Origin of the sequence: Winogradskyella litoriviva (genome assembly GCF_013249065.1) — a bacterium.
GTDB lineage: Bacteria > Bacteroidota > Bacteroidia > Flavobacteriales > Flavobacteriaceae > Winogradskyella > Winogradskyella litoriviva.
Genome location: NZ_JABRWQ010000004.1, coordinates 379,562 through 399,077 on the forward strand (window position 1 = coordinate 379,562; position 19,516 = coordinate 399,077).

16 protein-coding genes are annotated in these 19,516 nt (G+C 30.5%); 10 read left to right on the plus strand and 6 right to left on the minus strand.

Features of this window, described 5'->3' with window-relative positions; translation table 11 throughout:
• Positions 1–2 precede the first annotated feature (2 nt).
• Positions 3–566, plus strand: a complete 564-nt coding sequence (locus HNV10_RS10620) for a pseudouridine synthase (RefSeq protein ID WP_173301327.1) — start codon at positions 3–5, stop codon at positions 564–566.
• Here HNV10_RS10620 and HNV10_RS10625 read toward each other — a convergent pair.
• Together HNV10_RS10625 and HNV10_RS10630 are read right to left on the minus strand one after the other, a co-directional pair.
• On the minus strand, positions 556–1,299 hold the full coding sequence (locus tag HNV10_RS10625) for a hypothetical protein (RefSeq protein ID WP_173301328.1): 744 nt from the start codon (positions 1,297–1,299) through the stop codon (positions 556–558). The two genes, HNV10_RS10620 and HNV10_RS10625, sit on opposite strands and share 11 nt — an antisense overlap.
• A 108-nt stretch (positions 1,300–1,407) precedes the next feature.
• Complete coding sequence (locus HNV10_RS10630) at positions 1,408–2,922, minus strand: DEAD/DEAH box helicase (RefSeq protein ID WP_173301329.1); 1,515 nt, start codon at positions 2,920–2,922, stop codon at positions 1,408–1,410.
• A gap of 137 nt (positions 2,923–3,059) precedes the next feature.
• Here HNV10_RS10630 and HNV10_RS10635 point away from each other — a divergent pair, with 137 nt between their 5' ends.
• Positions 3,060–3,626, plus strand: coding sequence for an ExbD/TolR family protein (locus HNV10_RS10635; protein WP_173301330.1), 567 nt, complete (start codon positions 3,060–3,062; stop codon positions 3,624–3,626).
• On the opposite strand, the gene HNV10_RS10640 is transcribed toward HNV10_RS10635, so the two are convergent.
• From HNV10_RS10640 to HNV10_RS10650, 3 genes are all read right to left on the minus strand, one after another.
• Positions 3,619–4,035, minus strand: a complete 417-nt coding sequence (locus tag HNV10_RS10640; protein ID WP_317166899.1) for a 3D domain-containing protein — start codon at positions 4,033–4,035, stop codon at positions 3,619–3,621. The genes HNV10_RS10635 and HNV10_RS10640 overlap by 8 nt on opposite strands.
• A 407-nt stretch (positions 4,036–4,442) precedes the next feature.
• A complete protein-coding gene (locus HNV10_RS10645; protein ID WP_173301331.1) occupies positions 4,443–6,752 on the minus strand; it encodes a T9SS type A sorting domain-containing protein in 2,310 nt (769 codons plus the stop codon).
• Positions 6,753–6,989: 237 nt separating this feature from the next.
• The gene (locus HNV10_RS10650; RefSeq protein ID WP_173301332.1) at positions 6,990–8,990 is read right to left on the minus strand and encodes an alpha-ketoacid dehydrogenase subunit alpha/beta; all 2,001 of its coding nucleotides are present in this window, start codon (positions 8,988–8,990) and stop codon (positions 6,990–6,992) included.
• Between the two features lie 146 nt (positions 8,991–9,136).
• On the opposite strand from HNV10_RS10650, the gene HNV10_RS10655 reads away from it, so the two are divergent.
• From HNV10_RS10655 to HNV10_RS10675, 5 genes are all read left to right on the plus strand, one after another.
• Complete coding sequence (locus HNV10_RS10655) at positions 9,137–10,087, plus strand: isopenicillin N synthase family dioxygenase (RefSeq protein ID WP_173301333.1); 951 nt, start codon at positions 9,137–9,139, stop codon at positions 10,085–10,087.
• A gap of 95 nt (positions 10,088–10,182) precedes the next feature.
• Entirely contained in the window at positions 10,183–10,512 is a 330-nt protein-coding gene (locus HNV10_RS10660) for a translation initiation factor (RefSeq protein ID WP_173301334.1), read from the plus strand.
• 5 nt (positions 10,513–10,517) lie between these two features.
• The gene (locus tag HNV10_RS10665; RefSeq protein ID WP_173301335.1) at positions 10,518–11,459 is read left to right on the plus strand and encodes a DUF1835 domain-containing protein; all 942 of its coding nucleotides are present in this window, start codon (positions 10,518–10,520) and stop codon (positions 11,457–11,459) included.
• A complete protein-coding gene (locus tag HNV10_RS10670; protein ID WP_173301336.1) occupies positions 11,449–12,321 on the plus strand; it encodes a nucleoside phosphorylase in 873 nt (290 codons plus the stop codon). The genes HNV10_RS10665 and HNV10_RS10670 overlap by 11 nt, the downstream gene beginning before the upstream one ends.
• Before the next feature lie 47 nt (positions 12,322–12,368).
• On the plus strand, positions 12,369–13,226 hold the full coding sequence (locus tag HNV10_RS10675; protein ID WP_173301337.1) for a substrate-binding domain-containing protein: 858 nt from the start codon (positions 12,369–12,371) through the stop codon (positions 13,224–13,226).
• A 310-nt stretch (positions 13,227–13,536) separates the two neighbouring features.
• On the opposite strand, the gene HNV10_RS10680 is transcribed toward HNV10_RS10675, so the two are convergent.
• Positions 13,537–14,211, minus strand: a complete 675-nt coding sequence (locus HNV10_RS10680; protein ID WP_173301338.1) for a uracil-DNA glycosylase — start codon at positions 14,209–14,211, stop codon at positions 13,537–13,539.
• 185 nt (positions 14,212–14,396) lie between these two features.
• Here HNV10_RS10680 and HNV10_RS10685 point away from each other — a divergent pair, with 185 nt between their 5' ends.
• The 3 genes from HNV10_RS10685 (at position 14,397) to HNV10_RS10695 (ending at position 19,365) form a co-directional block, all read left to right on the plus strand.
• Entirely contained in the window at positions 14,397–16,568 is a 2,172-nt protein-coding gene (locus HNV10_RS10685) for an endonuclease MutS2 (protein ID WP_173301339.1), read from the plus strand.
• A 44-nt stretch (positions 16,569–16,612) separates the two neighbouring features.
• Entirely contained in the window at positions 16,613–17,032 is a 420-nt protein-coding gene (locus tag HNV10_RS10690) for a thiol-disulfide oxidoreductase DCC family protein (protein WP_173301340.1), read from the plus strand.
• Between the two features lie 395 nt (positions 17,033–17,427).
• Positions 17,428–19,365 carry a DUF4139 domain-containing protein gene (locus HNV10_RS10695; RefSeq protein WP_173301341.1) on the plus strand — a complete coding sequence of 646 codons (1,938 nt, stop codon included), beginning with the start codon at positions 17,428–17,430 and terminating at the stop codon, positions 19,363–19,365.
• Positions 19,366–19,516 lie beyond the last annotated feature (151 nt).

The window sequence follows — 19,516 nt, forward strand, 5'->3', positions numbered from 1 at the left end:
ATATGGAAAGACAACATTATTATAAAATTTATAAACCATATGGCTATTTAAGTCAGTTTATAAACCACCAAAATAAGAGACGGAATAAAAAGCTTTTAAGTGAGCTCTATGACTTACCAGATTCAATTATGGCAGTTGGTCGTTTAGATGAGAAATCTGAAGGTTTATTACTTTTAACCTCAGACGGAAAGTTTAGTAATCTAATAACAAGTTCTAATTTTGAAAAAGAATACCACGTTATGGTTGATGGAATCATTACACCTCAAATTATAGAAGAGCTCAAAACGGGTATAGAAATTTCTGTAAATGGAAAACCATACAAAACCAAAGCTTGTAAAGCTAAAATTTTAAAAGATACCTCTCATATTTTTAATCGTTATGTACGTGATGAAAGACATGGTGAAACTTCTTGGCTGTCTATTATATTAACCGAAGGGAAATTTAGGCAAGTAAGAAAAATGACTGCGAAACTAGGACTACCAACATTAAGATTGGTTAGAGTAAGAATTGGAGATTATAAGCTAGATAGCATGAAACCTGGAGAAATATTAACTATTAGTTATTAGAAGCTGTTTCTTTTTTTTCTTCTTTATCGGCTTCTTTTTGTGTGATAATCATTTTTTCATTATTAAAAATAATAGTTGCTTTAACACCAGTTAAAAGATTCCATTCTTTAGAAGAAATTACATTTCCTTTATCATCATAAACAACAAATTCTGCAGTATTAGGACCAGAATCTCCTTGATTTAGTGCAATAATATCAACAGTGTTTTTCCCTTCCACTAGGTTAACTTCAACACGTCTATAACTACTTGTTAATAATAAATTATTCTTAACTACAGCATCGTTAATTACTATCTGAACACGGTCACCATCTGGATATTGGTGGTCTCTACAAACAATATTTACAAATTTTGTATCTACATTATGTTCTCCTAAAAACTGATCAGACATTTCTCTAATAATACCACCTTTTACAGCTTCTTTGTTCCAACGTTTTTCAAAAATTTCGCTAGGACTTTTTAAACCATCATTCTCTGTCATTGAAAATGGTCTTTCGGATTCTCTAATTATAAATTTTTCTTCCTCATCTTTTGCTTTACTGCTCGATTTCTTATCTTCCTCTTCCTTTTTAAGAATTGGTGCTACCTTAATTTTCACTAAAGTAGAATCTTTATCTTTTTTAGATTCTACAGCTGGAATATGTATGGATTTTGTCTTCTTATCCTTAATCTGGGCAAAAACCATACTACTGCATAGTATGCAGAAAATAAATGCTATGAATTTAGTTGTTTTCAATTTTAGTTAATTGCTTTAAATTATTGAGATGTAAAATACAAAAACCATACCTCAATACTTATAGTATCAAAATAAACGTATAAAAATAGAAATCTTTACAAAAAAACGTTAAAACTTCCCATTAAAGCTAATTCTTAAGCGTCTATTGTACTCTTCAAAAAGCCAATCTTTATAATTTTGAGTACTATTCATAATACAATAGCAATATTGTTTTACTCTAAATGCAATTTCGTCTTGTAAATCTTTAATCAATTCTCTAGCTTCATAAACATCTTCACTATTATCAATACAGATTTGAGAATGCTGTGCAATAGAACGTTCTATAACTGTAAATGATTTTTTACCTGAATTAATAACGTCTTTATATTCGGCTTTTATATCAAAATTAAGCGTAAAGGATTTTTTAAATTTTACTTTTAACGAATCTGGCATGGTATAAACAAAATCGCGCTCTAACAATTCATCATCAATAATATTATCTAAGTAAAGATCAGGATATTTAAAAATATGTTGCCAATCCACAGGTTGATTCCATGGTCCAAATCGTGCTTCATTATTTCCCAAATCAATAACTTGAAATGTGTTACGATCTTTATATATTCTGCTTCCACGACCAATCATCTGAAAATATAGGGTAAGAGATCGAGTGGCTCTATTTAATATTATAGATTCTACGGTTGGCTCATCAAATCCTGTGGTTAAAATACTTACTGAAGACAAAACTGCATCTGGTGTGTGTTTAAACCATTTTAAAATTTCTTTACGCTCTTGCTTACCAGCTGTATTATCTAGATGTCTTACATTGTAACCTGCTTTTTTAAAGGTATAATAAACTTCTTTAGAGGTGTAAATACCGTTATTAAAAATTAATGTTTTTTTGCCCTTTGCCATTTCTTCATAAGCCATCAAAAGTTTAGATTGCATTAAACTATTAGTGTATAAAGCTTCTGAGGATTTTACCGTATAATCGCCATTAATTCCAATTTTTAATGAGGTTAAACCAACATCATAATGGTGAACTTCTGCATTGGCTAAAAAACCATTTTTTATTAACGTCTCAATGTCGTCTCCTACAATGAGTTTTTTATAATTATCCTTCATAGGTAACTTAATATTACTACTTAAAGGAGTCGCTGTAACGCCAAGTATAAAACAGTTTTCAAAAAATTTGAATAATTTTCGGAAAGAATTATAATGCGCTTCATCAATAATAACTAATCCTATATTTTTAAGCTCAAAATCGTTATCAGACAAACGATTATTTAAGGTTTCTACCATAGCCACAAAACATTGATACTCGTCTTGATCAGGTAATTCTTTAACCTTACTATTAATCACTTTGTTTTTTACATTAAAACCAGATAAAACATTAGACGTTTGTTTACATAGCTCAATTCTATGGGTAAGAATAACTACTTTTTTCTGATGTTGTTCTACATAACGTCTTACAATTTCAGAAAAAATGACGGTTTTCCCTCCTCCTGTCGGTAGCTGATATAATAGGTTAAAATCATCCGATTCATTTTCCATAACATCAAAAATGCGATTAAGGTCTTTTATTTGATAATCATAAAGACGTTTCTCGGTTGCATTTTCTTGAATGATTTCAGTTTCTGATGACATAAAGTGATTTTAGCAAATGGTTAATTTTGCAAAAATAAGACATTGTAAATGTATTTAAGATTAATTGTTAACAAGATTTAACAAGATTGGTATCGTTGTTGTGAATGTTAAAGAATTAACATTTAAATATTTATAGTATGAAATCATTTAGAAGATATTCTGCAACGGTCAATGCAGGATCTATGGCAGACATTGCCTTTTTACTACTAATTTTCTTTTTAGTGACCACTACCATTTCTGCAGATAAGGGTATTTTGAGACAACTTCCTCGTATATGCGAAACTAAAGATTGTACAGCAGATATTGCTGAAAGAAACCTGTTGCGTGTTACAGTGAATGACCAACAACAAATTATGATTGAAGATCAAATTGTAGAATTAGAAGACATTAAATCTATTGTCGAAAAATTTATTGACAATAACGGTCTTAATACCTGTAATTATTGCAACGGTGAACAATTTGCAGAATCGTCGGATAACCCTAAAAAAGCAGTAATTTCTTTAAGTCATGAGCCTCTAACTAAATACGAACGCTTTATTGCTGTACAAGATGAAATTACTAAAGCCTATTATAAACTGCGATTACGTTATGCAAAACAGTTTTTTAATAAAGCACCAGAACAGCTATCAAAAGTTGAATTAAAACAAGTACAGGCTGCTTTTCCTTTTAAAGTATCTGAAATAATGGTAACACAATCTAATTAGAAATAGTATCTTTTACTGGTAAACAGTATTCAATTTTTACTTTTCTTTTGCCCCAAATTTTAGCCTTTTTAATATCGTTACCCATATAAATATCAATGCGTTTTCGCCAACGACTGTTCATTTTATCTTTAACAGTAAAAAAGCTATCAAAACCTTGAATCTTAACCTGCATGTTATGTACTAAGCCAGAATCTAACAAGTCTCTAGATACTGCAATATATCTTAAACCCGGTTTTAAACTATCACCAAATGCTGTAATTGTAGGATTAGAATTAGTTTGGTAGGCCAATGAATTATAGGCTGTTGCCGTAACTTTAATCTGTTGTTTAATACAAGTAGATTCTACTCCTTTATTACACCCAAATAATAGTAGAAGTATTGATAATGTAATGGTTATGTATTGTTTCACGCATGTAAAGATATCAATTATAGTTAAAATTTGTTAAATAATTACTATGTAATGCATAGTACTGTAACAAATCTAAAAATTGTTCGTCTATTTAGTATAACCCATTAAAAACAAACATTATGAGAACTTTAAACAGTAACCAAATTACAAGTAAAACTACAGAAACAAAAAGTTATTCTTGGAACAGCAAAAGACGTTATAGATAATTATAACGTTATTCATCAATCAATTAATAAAAACAAACATGAAAGCATTATCAAAAATAGTCAACACATCTAATAGTTTAGATGATGACTTAAAAACAAGTAAAGTTTAGCAGTATAGCTAATATTATAAAGACTTAGTCTAATAAAAAAAGTCAGCTTCTGATTATAGAAACTGACTTTTATTTTTCACAATTGTGAAGCTTACTTTTTTATCAGCTTCTTAGTAATTGTTTGTGTTCCTGTAGATAATTTTACAAAATAAACACCACTTTGATATGTTGATACATTAATTTGACTCACAATACTAGAATCTAACTCTCCTTTTACAATTTCTTGACCTAATGTATTAAATACAGCATATTGTACCTTAGTATTTAAGCTAGTTAATTCAATATTAATAATATCGCTCATCGGATTTGGATAAACTTTTATTTGATTTTCTAAATCATACTCATTTATACTTAAAGGATCTTGAACACCAAATGTCACAGACTCTTGAGAAGTAAAATTCCCACCTGAAATTATTATATTACCATTTTCATCTTGTAAGTCGTAATTACCCGTTCCATATTGACAGCAGATACCATCATTAGCCGAATCGAAAATTGTAAACGTATAACAATCATTATAATTTGGTATTGGAATAATTTCTTGATACGTTGTTGCATCATTATAACTAAATAAAGGACCCGAACTCAAGGTAGTTCCTGAACCATCAACTAAACTCCAAGTAGTTTCTTCTCCATAATTATCTGTTAAGATATTAAATGTTACAGAAGAAGTTGTATATGATGGATTAACCTCTAGATTAAATACAAACATATCATTACCTGTATTCTCATCAGTTGTTCCGTTTGGATTTGAAACACTTACAGTAAATGTATGGTCTCCTATGGCCAAGTTATTGTAGGTTGGAGTTGCAATTATTTCGCTTCCACCACTAGGAATATTACCAGTAAAACTTACAGACGTACTAGCATCCGAATCTAAGTAATAAGATACCGTTGCAGAAGTTAAAGGTAAATTACCAGGATTATAAAGTGTTACTTGTGGAGTAAAATCACCACCACATAAAACAGCTTCATTAGAACCTGAATCAACTCTTGCATCATTATCATAAGTTTGTAATGATGGATATTGACCAATAGTTGTTACTCCAGAATTTGAAGGATCTAACCAATCTTTAAGTCTTGTAGCAGACGTGCTTCCATAATCCCAAGCTACTCCAAATCTTCCATAAAAATCATATTGACCGTTATTTGAAGTTCCGTTACAAGCCGCTGCACCACCAGAAAGCATACCGATTAGTTCTCCATTTTCATTAAATAAACCAGAACCAGATGACCCTTGCTCTGTAACACCTAATTCCCATTCTGTAATATACCACATTTGGGTATTTGCATTGCCATTAAAGTTAACAACATTTCTTGATGCGCCATCGTCATCTCTACATGCTTTTTGAATATCTCCACTTGGATGGTGAACTCCAAAATTTACTACAGGTGTTTGCGTTGTAGAATTATTCCAACCTGCCCATACAACATCTGGATTATTGTTAAAAAAACTTGTATCCGTAATTTCTACTAGTTCCATATCTGATTGCGAGCTATTTGCTCTTAATGTAGATCCACTAACTGTTTGATCAAAAGACCCACTTGGGCTACTCGCTGTTGTACTACACGAAGGTGTTGGACTTCTCCAATTAAATCTAAATGCCCAACTTCCTTCTCCTCCACTACAATGATTTGCAGTGATAAAGTAAGGTGTGCCATCGTTATTTGTATTGTTAACTAAAGTCCCAGAACAAAAGCCAGAACCTCCAGTTACAAGCATACCTGCTGCTTTTTTTACATTCTCTTTTACTGTATTTAATCCATAAGGGTCACTTGCCGGAGAAATATCACAATCTACATCTTGATTACAATCTCCTGAATCACCTAATGATTTTTGGTAAGACTCTGCTGTTCTATAACCATGTACAACGGAACCTACTACAATATTAGCTGTACCAGTTACATTAGCTGGCTGATAATATTCTACAATGGCTTCATTTCCTTCTACCAACCAAGTTCCTAATACATTTTCTTCATTATTATTATAATGTGTAAAAGGTCTCAATAAATCTGTTTTATCACTATTATAAACATAAAGTTTAGCACCTTCAGGAATATTAAATACATCGAACATAAAGTTTAACGAAAAGGCATTTTCAGAGGTGTAAGCCATTCTCCAAATACGATCTCCATTCTCTAATGTTGTCCATTCTCCAACACTATTAAAATTATGGCCAACATATAGCTGATGTCCAAATCGCCATGGAATAGACTTGTTTTTATCATTAATTTCGTCTTCTTTTTGTAGTTTTATTAAATCGAAAGACTGCAACTTATATGGTATTAAGTTGGTTAAGTTTTTTTGGCTCCAACTAGGTGGTTTTATATCTTCTGGTATTTGCTGAGCAAATGAAAATAATGAGACAAACAATAAGGGGAAAAGTAATTTTAAATTCATAAGGGATATTTTAAGATGTGCAAAATTAATGTTTTAAATACAATATTTATAAAATTATCGTCTAATAAATAGTAAATATTGAAGAAACTACTGTTAAAACCAAGGATAATACAATGAAATTGAAACTCCTATAAAAGTATCGAAATAAGCAAACTTTATGCACTTTTAAAATTAAATTATACGTAACCGAGTTATGTGTCTACTAAAATCTAATTTTGATCTACAAATAAAAAAACATTAATAGGCTAATAAATCTCTTAAAGCATTTTCAAACTTTCCTTTAGCCAAATATTGATCTTCTAATTGACCAATAAACGGAATTGGTGTTTCCATACTAGCAACGCGCTTTACTGGAGCATCTAAAAATTCAAAGCATTCTTCCATTAATAAGGCAGACAAATCACTTGCTATACCTCCAAAAAGTGAATCTTCTTGCAAAATAATAGCTCTACCTGTTTTCTTTACAGAATTAATTATAGTTTCCTTATCTAATGGCTGAAGTGTTCTTAAATCTAATAAATCCGCAGAAATATCTACATTCTTTTTTAGCGTGTTTATTGCCCAATGCACGCCTGCTCCATAGGTAATAATGGTAACTGAATCACCTTCATTTAAAACCGCAGCTTTGCCAAAAGGAATGGTAAAATAATCGGTTGGTACATCTTGCCTTATACTTCTATATAATGCTTTGTGCTCAAAAAACAATACAGGATTTGGATCGTTGATAGCGGTTGCCAACAACCCTTTTGCATCATAAGGAAATGCTGGATAAACCACTTTTAATCCTGGAGTTTTAGTAAACCATGCTTCGTTAGTTTGAGAATGAAAAGGGCCTGCAGCAACTCCTCCTCCACATGGCATTCGCAGCACAACATCTGCTTGTTGCTGCCATCTGTAATGTGATTTTGCTAAATAATTTACAACAGGATTAAAACCGGATGTTACAAAATCTGCAAACTGCATTTCTACAACCGATTTAATACCAGAAATAGATAAACCCATGGCTGCTTCAACAATAGCAGATTCGCAAATTGGTGTATTTCTTACCCTATTTTTTCCAAAGGCCTTAACAAAACCCTCAGTAATTTTAAAAACACCACCATATTCTGCTATATCTTGTCCCATAATAACAAGATCACTATGTTTTTCCATGGACTGCTTTAATCCTTGAGAAATAGCATCTACAAAACGTAAATCTTCTACTTTATCATTTGGACTAATTTCTTTATAGTCAAATGATTTATAAACATCACTCAACTCAGTAGTTTCATTAGGTATAATATTGGGTTCTGCATTTGCAGACTCTAAAGCAGAATCTATTTCAGCTTTAATCTCCGCGATATAAGCTTCATCTATGGATGGACTAAGTATTTTATTAGTATATAAATAGCTTCTAAAATTCTCAATAGGATCTTTAGCCTCCCATTCTTCAATTAACTGTTTAGGTACATATTTAGTTCCACTAGCCTCTTCGTGCCCTCTTCTTCTAAACGTTTTAAATTCTATTAAAATTGGTCGAGGTCGTTTTCTTATGCTTTCAGCAAGTTTCTGAACTTTTGTATAAGTTTCAATTATATTATTTCCATCTAGTATAAAAGACTCAATACCGTAACCTTTTCCTCTATCTGCTAAATTTCTACAATGGTATTGCTCATTTGTTGGTGTAGAGAGTCCATACCCATTATTCTCAATACAAAAAATCACAGGTAATTGCCATACCGAAGCAACATTTAAAGCTTCATGAAAATCACCTTCACTTGTTCCTCCTTCTCCTGTAAAAACAGCAGTTACTTGTCCATTGTTTTTTAATAAATTTGCTAAAGCAATCCCATCGGCAACACCTAATTGTGGTCCTAAATGAGAAATCATACCAACAAGATTATACTCTTGTGTTCCAAAATGAAAAGAACGATCTCTACCCTTAGTAAATCCGCTTGCTTTACCTTTCCATTGACAAAATAACCTATGTAATGGGATACCTCTTGTGGTAAAAACACCAAGATTACGGTGCATTGGCAAAATATATTCATTAGGTTCTAAAGCCATTGCAACACCAACAGCAATAGCTTCTTGTCCTATACCAGAAAACCATTTAGACACCTTTCCTTGACGCAATAGAATGAGCATTTTCTCTTCTATCATTCGAGGTTTAAGCATATTATAATATAGCTCTAATAAGATTTTATTATTAAGATTTCTTTTGTCGTAGGTTATGTTACTTTTTGTGATTGTTGGCATACAATGAAATTTCGGTAATGAATCAAATGTAATTAAAATTGATACAATAAACCATTATAGGCTCTAAATTGTCAATAAATTCGACCTAATATTTAAGACTATTATTGTTAACTTTGTATATTGACAAAAATTTAAACAACAATCTAATGGATAGAATACCTAGCGTAGATTTAAAGGATTTCATTTCTGAAGATCCAAAACGGAAACAAAAATTTATTGATGAAATAGGAAAAGCTTATGAAGATATTGGTTTTGTGGCTTTAAAAGGACATTTTTTAGATGATGCCTTGGTAGATAGTTTGTATGATGAAGTCAAAAAATTTTTCAGCTTACCATTAGAAACTAAGAAAAGTTATGAAATCCCTGGAATTGGAGGTCAACGTGGTTATGTCTCTTTTGGTAAAGAAAGTGCAAAAGGAAAAAAAGAAGGTGATTTAAAAGAATTCTGGCATTTTGGACAGTATGTTGAAGATGATGATGAAAGACGTAAAGAATACCCAGAAAATGTTGAAGTAAAGGAATTATCTGATTTTAATAAAGTAGGAAAACAAACCTACAAAATGTTAGAAAAAACAGCCAAATATGTGTTAAGAGCATTGGCGCTCTACTTAAATTTAGAAGAAACTTACTTTGATAATTATATACATAATGGTAATTCAATTTTAAGACCTATTCATTATCCACCAATTATCGAAGAACCTAAAAATGCAGTAAGAGCTGCTGCTCATGGTGATATTAATTTAATCACTTTATTAATGGGTGCACAAGGCCGAGGTTTACAAGTACAACGAAACGATGGTGAATGGATTGATGCCATTGCAGAACCAGACGAATTAATGATAAATGTTGGTGATATGCTATCTAGACATTCTAACAACAAACTGAAATCTACAATTCACCGTGTTATAAATCCACCTAGAGAACTTTGGGGAACCTCTCGCTACTCCATGCCATTTTTTATGCATCCGGTGAGCGAAATGAAACTCGATGTTTTAGAGAGTTGTATAGATAAAGATAACCCTAAACAGTTTGAAGATATTACTGCCGGAGAATTTTTAAATGAACGCCTAATTGAATTGGGACTTATAAAAAAATAGTAAATCAATTCTCAGTTACTAATATGTAGGTAATAATTAAAACCTACTAGTTTCTGTTTGATGTTTACTGTAAATTTTACACTGAATACTAAAAAATGGATTTACAAGACCAATTAAAAAATCTATTCCCAGACCATAAACCAACAGTCTCAGAAACAAAAGAAGATTCTAATGACAAAATATGGTTACAAGACGACCCTATTATTTGTAAGTACGAAAAAAGAAAAGGGAAACCAATTACTATTCTAGAAGGTTACACAGGTGCAACTGAAGATTTTAAAAAATTAGCTAAAGAATTAAAAACAAAACTCAGTGTTGGCGGAAGCTTTAAGGATGATAAAATTATTATACAAGGTGATTATCGAGACAAAATAATGTCTATGTTAAAGGATAAAGGGTTTAATGTAAAACGTGTTGGAGGCTAATATATATGATAAAAAATGCATTGCATATTACAAATGGTAACGCACTTACCGATTATTTAAGAGAGCTAGATTTTACCGAAGACATTCTTACTTGGCAAGAGATGTTGTGCGAAGGACCTACAATCCCAAAAATAGATTCTAAAGAATTTTTTAAATTAAGAGCCGACTTTTTAAGCTCAACTTATGATATTGATGTAGATCATAACGAGCTTCAAAAAGAATTATCTAAGTTAGATGATACAGAAGATTATACCGAAATTAATTTATGGTTTGAGTATGATTTATTCTGTCATATAAATTTGCTTGGAGTCATTAATTTATTACATCAAAAAGAAATAAATAAGCCCATTTATTTAATTTGTAGCGGAAGAATTAAAGGAGAGAAAAGCTTAAAAGCCTTAGGAGAATTAAGCCCTACTCAACTTAAAGCCCATTATAAAAATAAAACCCTCCTCAATAAAGAAGATATTGATTTTGCAATAGCACTTTGGAGAACTTATTGCGGTAAAGACCACAATATTTTTAAACCATATATAGTTACAAAATCTAATTTTAAATACATGAGTAATTGCTTAAAAGCTCATTTAAAACGTTTTCCTGATCAAAAAAGCGGCTTAGGAATAATGGAAGCTAATATCTTAAAAATTATTAATGAAAATGAAATTCGTTCTTTAGACCACCTACTTATTTATTGTTTAAATTATCAAGGCTATTATGGTTATGGCGATATTCAATTAAAAAGAAAAATTGAAAAATTAGCTTTGTTTTACTCTGTAACAGAAGAAGGAATTTCATTAAATAGAAAAGGACACGAAGCCTTTTTAAAACAACATAATTTTGCACTAGAAATAAATAACAATATGATTTATGGTGGTGTTAATCGTTTAGAATATCAATTTAGTGTAGAAAAAAATAAACTAATTAAAACTATTGCAAATGTCGATTAAAGATTCAGAACTTATATTAAATCCGGATGGTAGTGTTTATCATTTAAATTTAAAACCTGAAAACATTTCAGATACCATCATTTTTGTTGGAGACCAGGATCGCGTTGAAAAAATTACTAAACATTTTGACAGTATTGAATTCAGTACTCAAAAACGCGAATTTAAAACTCAAACAGGTTACTACCAAGATAAACGAATCACTGTTATTTCAACAGGTATTGGTCCAGATAATATAGATATTGTATTAAACGAACTCGATGCTTTAGTAAACATCGATTTAAAAACTCGCCAACCAAAAAAAGAATTATCAAGTCTTAATATCATTAGAATTGGAACTTCTGGTTCATTACAAGCCGATATACCTGTAGATGCCTTTGTATTAAGTACACATGGTTTAGATATTAATGGCATGTTGCATTTTTATCAAATAGAAGGTATTTGTAATCCCGAAATAGAGGATGAATTTATTAAACATACCAATTGGGATAAAAATAAAGCAAGGCCAATCATTATTAACAATAGTGAGTTTTTAGAGAAGTATTTTGAAGGTGATAAAATCTTTAAAGGCATGACAGGTACAGCTGGAGGGTTTTATGGCCCACAAGGAAGAGTTTTACGTTTACCATTGCAAGACGCAGGTCTCAATGCCAAATTAGATAGCTTTAACTATAAAGATTTTAGAATTGCAAACTTTGAAATGGAAACTTCAGTAATCTATGGACTTTCAAAACTATTAGGTCATGAAGCCTTATCACTTAACGCCATTATTGCTAATAGAGCAAATGGTGATTTTAGTAAAGACCCTAAGAAAACTGTAGAAAAATTAATAAAATATGCTTTAGAGCGTATTGTAAATATTTAATTGTTTCTACAAATATAAAGTCGCATCTGAATCAATTTCAGCATAAAATGAAAAAAGTAAATATTGGTGGAGTACCAGAACACTTTAATTTAGCATGGTATTTAACGCTAAAAAATGGCGAATATAAAGCCGAAGATATCAATCTAAGATGGCACGATTATCATGGCGGAACTGGAGCAATGAGCAAAGCCTTACGCGAAGGAGAAATTGATATAGCCGTTATTTTAACTGAAGGCATTATAAAGGATATAATAGATGGTAACCCAACAAAAATTGTACAAACGTTTGTAGAAACACCTTTAAATTGGGGAATTCATGTTGCGGCTGATTCTAATTTAAAAACAATAGATGACATCAAAGGTACTAGAGCTGCAATTAGTAGATACGGCTCTGGTTCTCATCTAATGGCTTATATCAATGCTAAAAATAATCATTGGAATTTAGACAGTGACCTAAAATTTGAGGTTATAAGCAATCTAGATGGCGCTATTAGAGGACTTACTGAAGGCAGAGCGGACTATTTTATGTGGGAAAAATTTACCACAAAACCCATTGTAGACGATGGAATTTTTAGACGTATAGGCAATTGCCCTTCTCCTTGGCCTTGCTTTGTAATTGCTGTTAGAGAAGATTTTATAGAAAATAATGAAGAAGAGCTAAAAACTATTCTAAATATTATTAATCAAACAACTGCCGAGTTTAAATCCATTCCAAGTATCGATAAAACTATTGCAAACAGGTACGAACAAGAATTAGAAGATGTACAAGAATGGCTCTCTTTAACTGAATGGTCTCAAAGTGTAATAGACGAAAAAACTATACAGAACGTTCAAGACCAACTACTTAATTTAAAAATAATACCTAAAAAAGTAGAATATTTAGATTTAATCCACAGAATGGACTAAATAAACATAACCCGCTATAAATCAACAAGATAAAAACTTATTATTAATTTTTTAAAATTTCTTTAGACAACTAAATAAACAGGTATTCTATACAAATGCTTGATAATTTTTTAGATATCAAAAAATTAATTATATTTGAATTAAGCGTATTCTTACATTTAACTAAGTAATAGACCTAATATGATATTAACAATAGTAATAATTCTAGCGGCTTTAGTTGCATTGAATTTTCTTCTGTTAATTTTTAGCTGTAACAAAACAGATAAAGTAGAAAATAGAGTTCCTCCTTACTTAAAGGTTAAAAAGAATTCTACTTTAAAGCCCAAACAATTGGATTCTGGCCAGCTTGCTCCAACAGGAAGTTAGTTTTACTAAAATGCTTATTACCAAACCAGTAACCTCTATTTGCACTTAATGGAGATGGATGTCCACTCTCTAAAACAATATGTTTTTCAGTATCAATTAATTTTATTTTTTTCTTAGCAAATCCTCCCCAAAGTAGAAAAATAACACCACACTTTTCTTTACTAATAATTTTTATAACTGCATCCGTAAATAACTCCCATCCTTTTTTCTGATGACTACCTGCTTGGTGTGCTCTAACCGTTAACGTTGCATTTAAAAGTAATACACCTTGATCTGCCCAAGGCATTAAATTACCACTTAGTGGATATGGTATTTCTATATCGGATTCTAATTCTTTAAAAATATTAACCAGCGATGGTGGATGTTTTATTCCATCATTAACAGAAAAACATAAACCATTAGCCTGACCAACATCATGATAAGGATCCTGACCAATAATCACAACTTTTACTTCATTAAAAGCACAATGATTAAAAGCATTAAATATTTCTGATGCTTTAGGAAAACATTGATGATTCTTATATTCTTCATCAATAAAAGCCATCAAATTTTTGAAATAAGATGACTCAAATTCAGGTTGAAGAATTTTTTTCCAATTATTATCAATATCTAGAATCATAGCGTAAGTCTTTATTTACTTCAAAAATAATCAAATAGCAATAGTTAAATTTATGCGCAACAAAGAATAATTAAAAAAATGCAACCACTAACTAATTAAAAAATAAATAGAAAAGCATTTTACAACATTAGGCATATAGCTACATTTAACTTAAATTTGTTCTGCTTACAAAAGAAAAATAATACATGATAAATATTCATGAAAAAACCTTGAACGACCTCGAGTTCTTTACGGTCTTAGATCAAATTAAACAACATGCTCTTACAGCTTTAGGAAAAGAAGCTGTACTATCTATTCTTCCTTTTAATAACGAAGAACAACTTATACAAGAGCTTAATTTTGTTAATGAATATTTATCTTCTTTTGACAATGAAAATAGAATACCAAACCATGGATTTGAAACTATTGACAAAGAATTAAAATTACTAAAAATTGAAAATACGTATCTCGAGGTGCCTAGTTTACAAAAACTAGTAAGCATGTCTTTAACAGTAAATACAATTTTAAAGTTTTTAAAGAAATTTGAAGAATATTATCCAAACCTCTATGTCTACAGTCAACCCATTGAAATAAATACATCCATAATAGAACAAGTGGACGCTGTTGTTGACCGATTTGGCGATATAAAAGATAATGCCTCTCCTCTACTTTCTAATCTACGCAAATCAATTAATCAACTCAAAGGAAAAATAAACAGTAGTTTTTCTTCAGCATTAAATAGATACCACAGTTTAGAATATTTAGATGATATTAGAGAGTCTGTTGTAGAGAACAAGCGAGTTCTTGCTGTAAAAGCCATGTATCGTAGAAAAGTGAAAGGTGCAATTATGGGCGGAAGTAAAACCGGAAGCATTGTATACATAGAGCCAGAAACCACATTACAACATACAAGAGAACTCAATAATTTAGAATACGAAGAAAAAGAAGAGGTCATTAAAATTTTAAAAGAATTGACCAATTACATTCGTATGTTCTTGCCGCTTTTAAAAGATTATCAAGCCTTTTTAACACAAATAGACCTCGTATCTGCAAAAGCAAAATATGCACAAAGTATGGCTGCAATTTTGCCAGAATTTTCAAAGGAGCGTAGTTTATATTTGAGAGATGCGTACCATCCGCTACTCTATTTAAATAATAAGGAAAAAGACGAAAAAACATTTCCACAAACCATTGGTTTAAAAAAAGATAGCAGAATTATTGTTATTTCTGGCCCAAATGCTGGTGGAAAAAGTATAACTCTAAAAACAGTTGGCTTACTCCAAGTAATGTTACAAAGTGGCATGCTTATTCCTGTGCACGAGCGTAGTTATGTTTGTTTGTTTGATAGAATTTTAAGCGATATTGGAGACAACCAATCAATAGAAAATCATCTAAGCACTTATAGCTATCGCTTAAAACAGATGAATTATTTTCTAAAAAAGTGTAATGATAAAACCCTATTTTTAATAGATGAATTTGGAACAGGAAGTGACCCAGAATTAGGAGGCGCATTAGCAGAAACCTTTTTAGAAGTGTTTTACGAGCGAGAAGCCTTTGGGATTATTACAACACACTACTCTAACTTAAAATTGCTAGCCAACGAGTTGCCATATATGGAGAACGCTAATATGCTCTTCAATGAGAAAAGTTTAGAACCAATGTATAAATTGGTTGTAGGACAAGCTGGTTCTTCCTTTACCTTTGAGGTAGCACAAAAAAACGGAATCCCATACAGTTTAATTAATAAGTCTAAAAAGAAGATTGAACGAGGCAAAGTACGTTTTGATGCAACAATTGCCAAATTACAAAAGGAACGCAGTAAATTAGAACGCACAGAACGCTCACTAAAAGAAAACGAAAAAAAGAAAATTTCTGAAGCCGATAAACTAGAAGAAATAAACGCTAAAGTTCAAAAAAAATTAGAAAATTTTCAAGAGTTATATGACAGCAACCAACGTTTAATTTACCTAGGTCAAAAAGTCAATGATATCTCTGAAAAGTATTTTGAAGACAAGAAAAAACGCGAACTAATGGCTGAGTTGTTTAGGTTGGTTCAAATTGAAAACTCTAAACGTAAAAAACTATCTGCAAAACAAAAACGTGCTGAAAAACATAAAGAAAGACAAGTAAAAGCTGAAGCTGAAAAGAAAGTTGAAGTTATCCGTAAAAAGAAAAATGCTGCCAAAAAGAAAGAAGTAAAGGTTGAAAAACCAAAACCAATTTTAAGAGTTGGTGACCGAGTAAGAATGCATGATGGAAGAGCAATTGGAAGCATAGATTCTATAGAAAAAGGAAAAGCTAATGTTAATTATGGAATTTTTACCACAAACGTTAGCTTAGATTTATTAGAACTAGTAGAAGCTGTAAAAAAGAAATAAATAAATTTTACATTAAAGTTTACGGTAAATTTTGAAACTTAAAAATGAGAGAAATTCCAAATAACAAACAACTCATCCTTTTTGATGGTGTTTGCAATCTTTGCAACAGCAGTGTTTTGTATGTTATTAAGCGAGATTTTAAAAATAGGTTTTTATTTGCACCATTAGAAAGTAATACAGGCAAAAACATCATTAAAAAATTTAATATAAATACTGAAAAAACAGATTCAATATTACTCTACAACCCTAAAAAAGATAAGTTAACTTACAAATCTACAGCTGCATTTTTAATAGCAAGCCGTTTAGGGTTTCCTACATTTTTAATATCGGTTTTTTTAATTATTCCGGCTTTTATTAGAAATTGGTTTTACGATTATATTGCTAAAAACCGTTATAAATGGTTTGGCAAAAAAGAATCTTGTATGATTCCTACACCTGAGTTAAAGTCTAAGTTTTTAGAGTAGCAAATATTCAATTAATACAAAAAAAAGCCCTTTCACAACCAAATGAAGGGCTTAATTAAATTAACAACTTACTTAAAACTAAATTAATTTAACAAAAAATGTAATTTCAATTCTAAATATTATGAGGGAAAATATGGAATTGTATCATAGCACAAATTTTGTTTCTGTAAAGATATAAGGGTCTTAAAGTATTCTGTAAAATTCTCGTTGTAAGCGTCTATATAATTGATTAATTTTTTAAAAATGCCAATAAAATCTATCAATGACCATTAAGTAGTAAATACCTTACTAATCAAAATACCCCTTTTACTCAGCATTTCTATTCGTTTACTCATTTACAGTTTTTCTAAATCTATTTGCTCTTTAATTTTGAGTTCAACTAAACACTCAAGATTATGAAACTCCAACTAAATCATTTAAAATCGACACTATTACTTTTAGTAGTTTTTAGTATTCAATTTGGCAATGCCTTTCAGCAACCTTCAAAAATTAATTCGGTCACAGTTTATTTAGATGGCGCAGAAATACATAGAGAAACAACAGTTAAACTAAATACTGGAAAATCTGAAATAACATTAACCAATCTCTCGCCTTATATTGAAGAAAGTAGCATTCAAATCTCCGGATTAGATAAAGGGTCTATCCTTTCCATTAATTACGGAATCAATTATTTATCAAAACAAAACCAAACCGATTCTATTTCTACATTGCAAAATGAAATAAAAAAACTCGATGAAAAAATTCAAAACCAGTACCATTTAATCTCTGGCTATAACGAAGAATTAAGCCTCATACAAAACAATAAGCAACTAGGTAACGCAACACAAGTTGTCAGTTTAGAGAAACTAAAAACATTTGCAACATATTACAGAACCAGAATTACAGAACTAAAAACAGAAATAAGTAAATCTAATTCTAAGATTAATACCTACAAACAGTCGCAAACTAATATTAAACAACAATTAACAGAGTTTAATATTGAAGAAAAAACAAAAACTGGTGAAATTAAATTGAAACTTAATTCTGATACTGTTACATCATTAACTTTAAAAATAAAATATAATATTAAAAATGCAGGTTGGTTTCCTATTTACGATTTAAAAGCAGAGAAAATAAACCAACCCATAAATCTTGAATACAAAGCACATGTGTATCAAAATTCTGGTTGCGATTGGGAAGACGTAGATTTAATACTGTCAACAAACGATCCAAATACTAACAATGAAAAACCTACTGTTAACCCTAAATATTTAAACTTTATAAGTAATTACAGTAATTACCAATCACAGCGAGCTACTAGAAACTATAATTATAAATACAATCCATTAGTTAAAACTGTCTCTGGTATCGTAACTTTAGATTCCGATGGATTACCAGTGCCTGGAGTAAGTGTTATTGAGAAAGGTACAACAAATGGCGTACAAACTGATTTTGATGGTAAATACACTTTAAAAACTACTACTGGTAATGCAATAGTCTATTCTTATGTTGGTATGAATTCTGAAGAAATACCTATTCATTCTAGTATAATGAATGTAGCTTTAACTCAAGACAATAATAAACTAGAAGAAGTAATAGTTATTGGTTATGGTACAACTACAAAAGAAGCATATAAAGCTTCAGAATATAATAATAAAGTTCAAAAAATGATTGATGAAGATTTTGATGATCAACCTTATGTAAAACCTATTAATTACACAGCGACTGGAAACATTATTGAAACAGGCATTACCAACACCAGTTTTAAAATAGATAAAAAACACAGTATTCCTTCAGATGGTGATATTACAGTAATTGAAATCGATAAATTTAATGTACCAGCAACATACAATTACTTTGCAGCACCTATTATAAATGAAAATGTATTCTTAACGGCCAAAATTGGCAATTGGGAACAATATAATTTACTACCTGCAGAAGCCAATGTTTATTTTGAGGGTAGCTATTCTGGCAAAACTAATATTAATCCTAGTGCAACAACAGATAGCCTTACGGTTTCACTTGGTGTAGATCCAAATATAATTGTAAAACGAACCCAACTTAACGATTTTAAAAAGACTACATTTATAGGTAATAACAAAGTAGTTAATAAAGCATATGAAATTGAAATAAAAAACAATAAAACATCAACAATAAAGTTAACCCTTTTAGATCGCATACCAAAAAGTCAAAATAGAGATATTAAAATTGATGATATAGAAACTGGTAATTCTAATTATAATGAAGAGCAAGGAATTTTAAAATGGGAACTAAACCTAGAATCTGGAGTAATTGAAAAATTAAAGCATTCCTATTCTGTAAAGTTTCCAAAAGGAAAACGTCTTAATCTATAATATTACAAAAGTCTCAAAGCAAAATAGTTTCAATTAGACCCTAACTTCTGTTAGTTAGGAAAGAATCTAATTCTCATAAGGAAAAATAGTCTAGCTTTTTATGAGTATCAATTAATTGATAGAATTATTATTTTCGTTTTGAGGCTTTTTT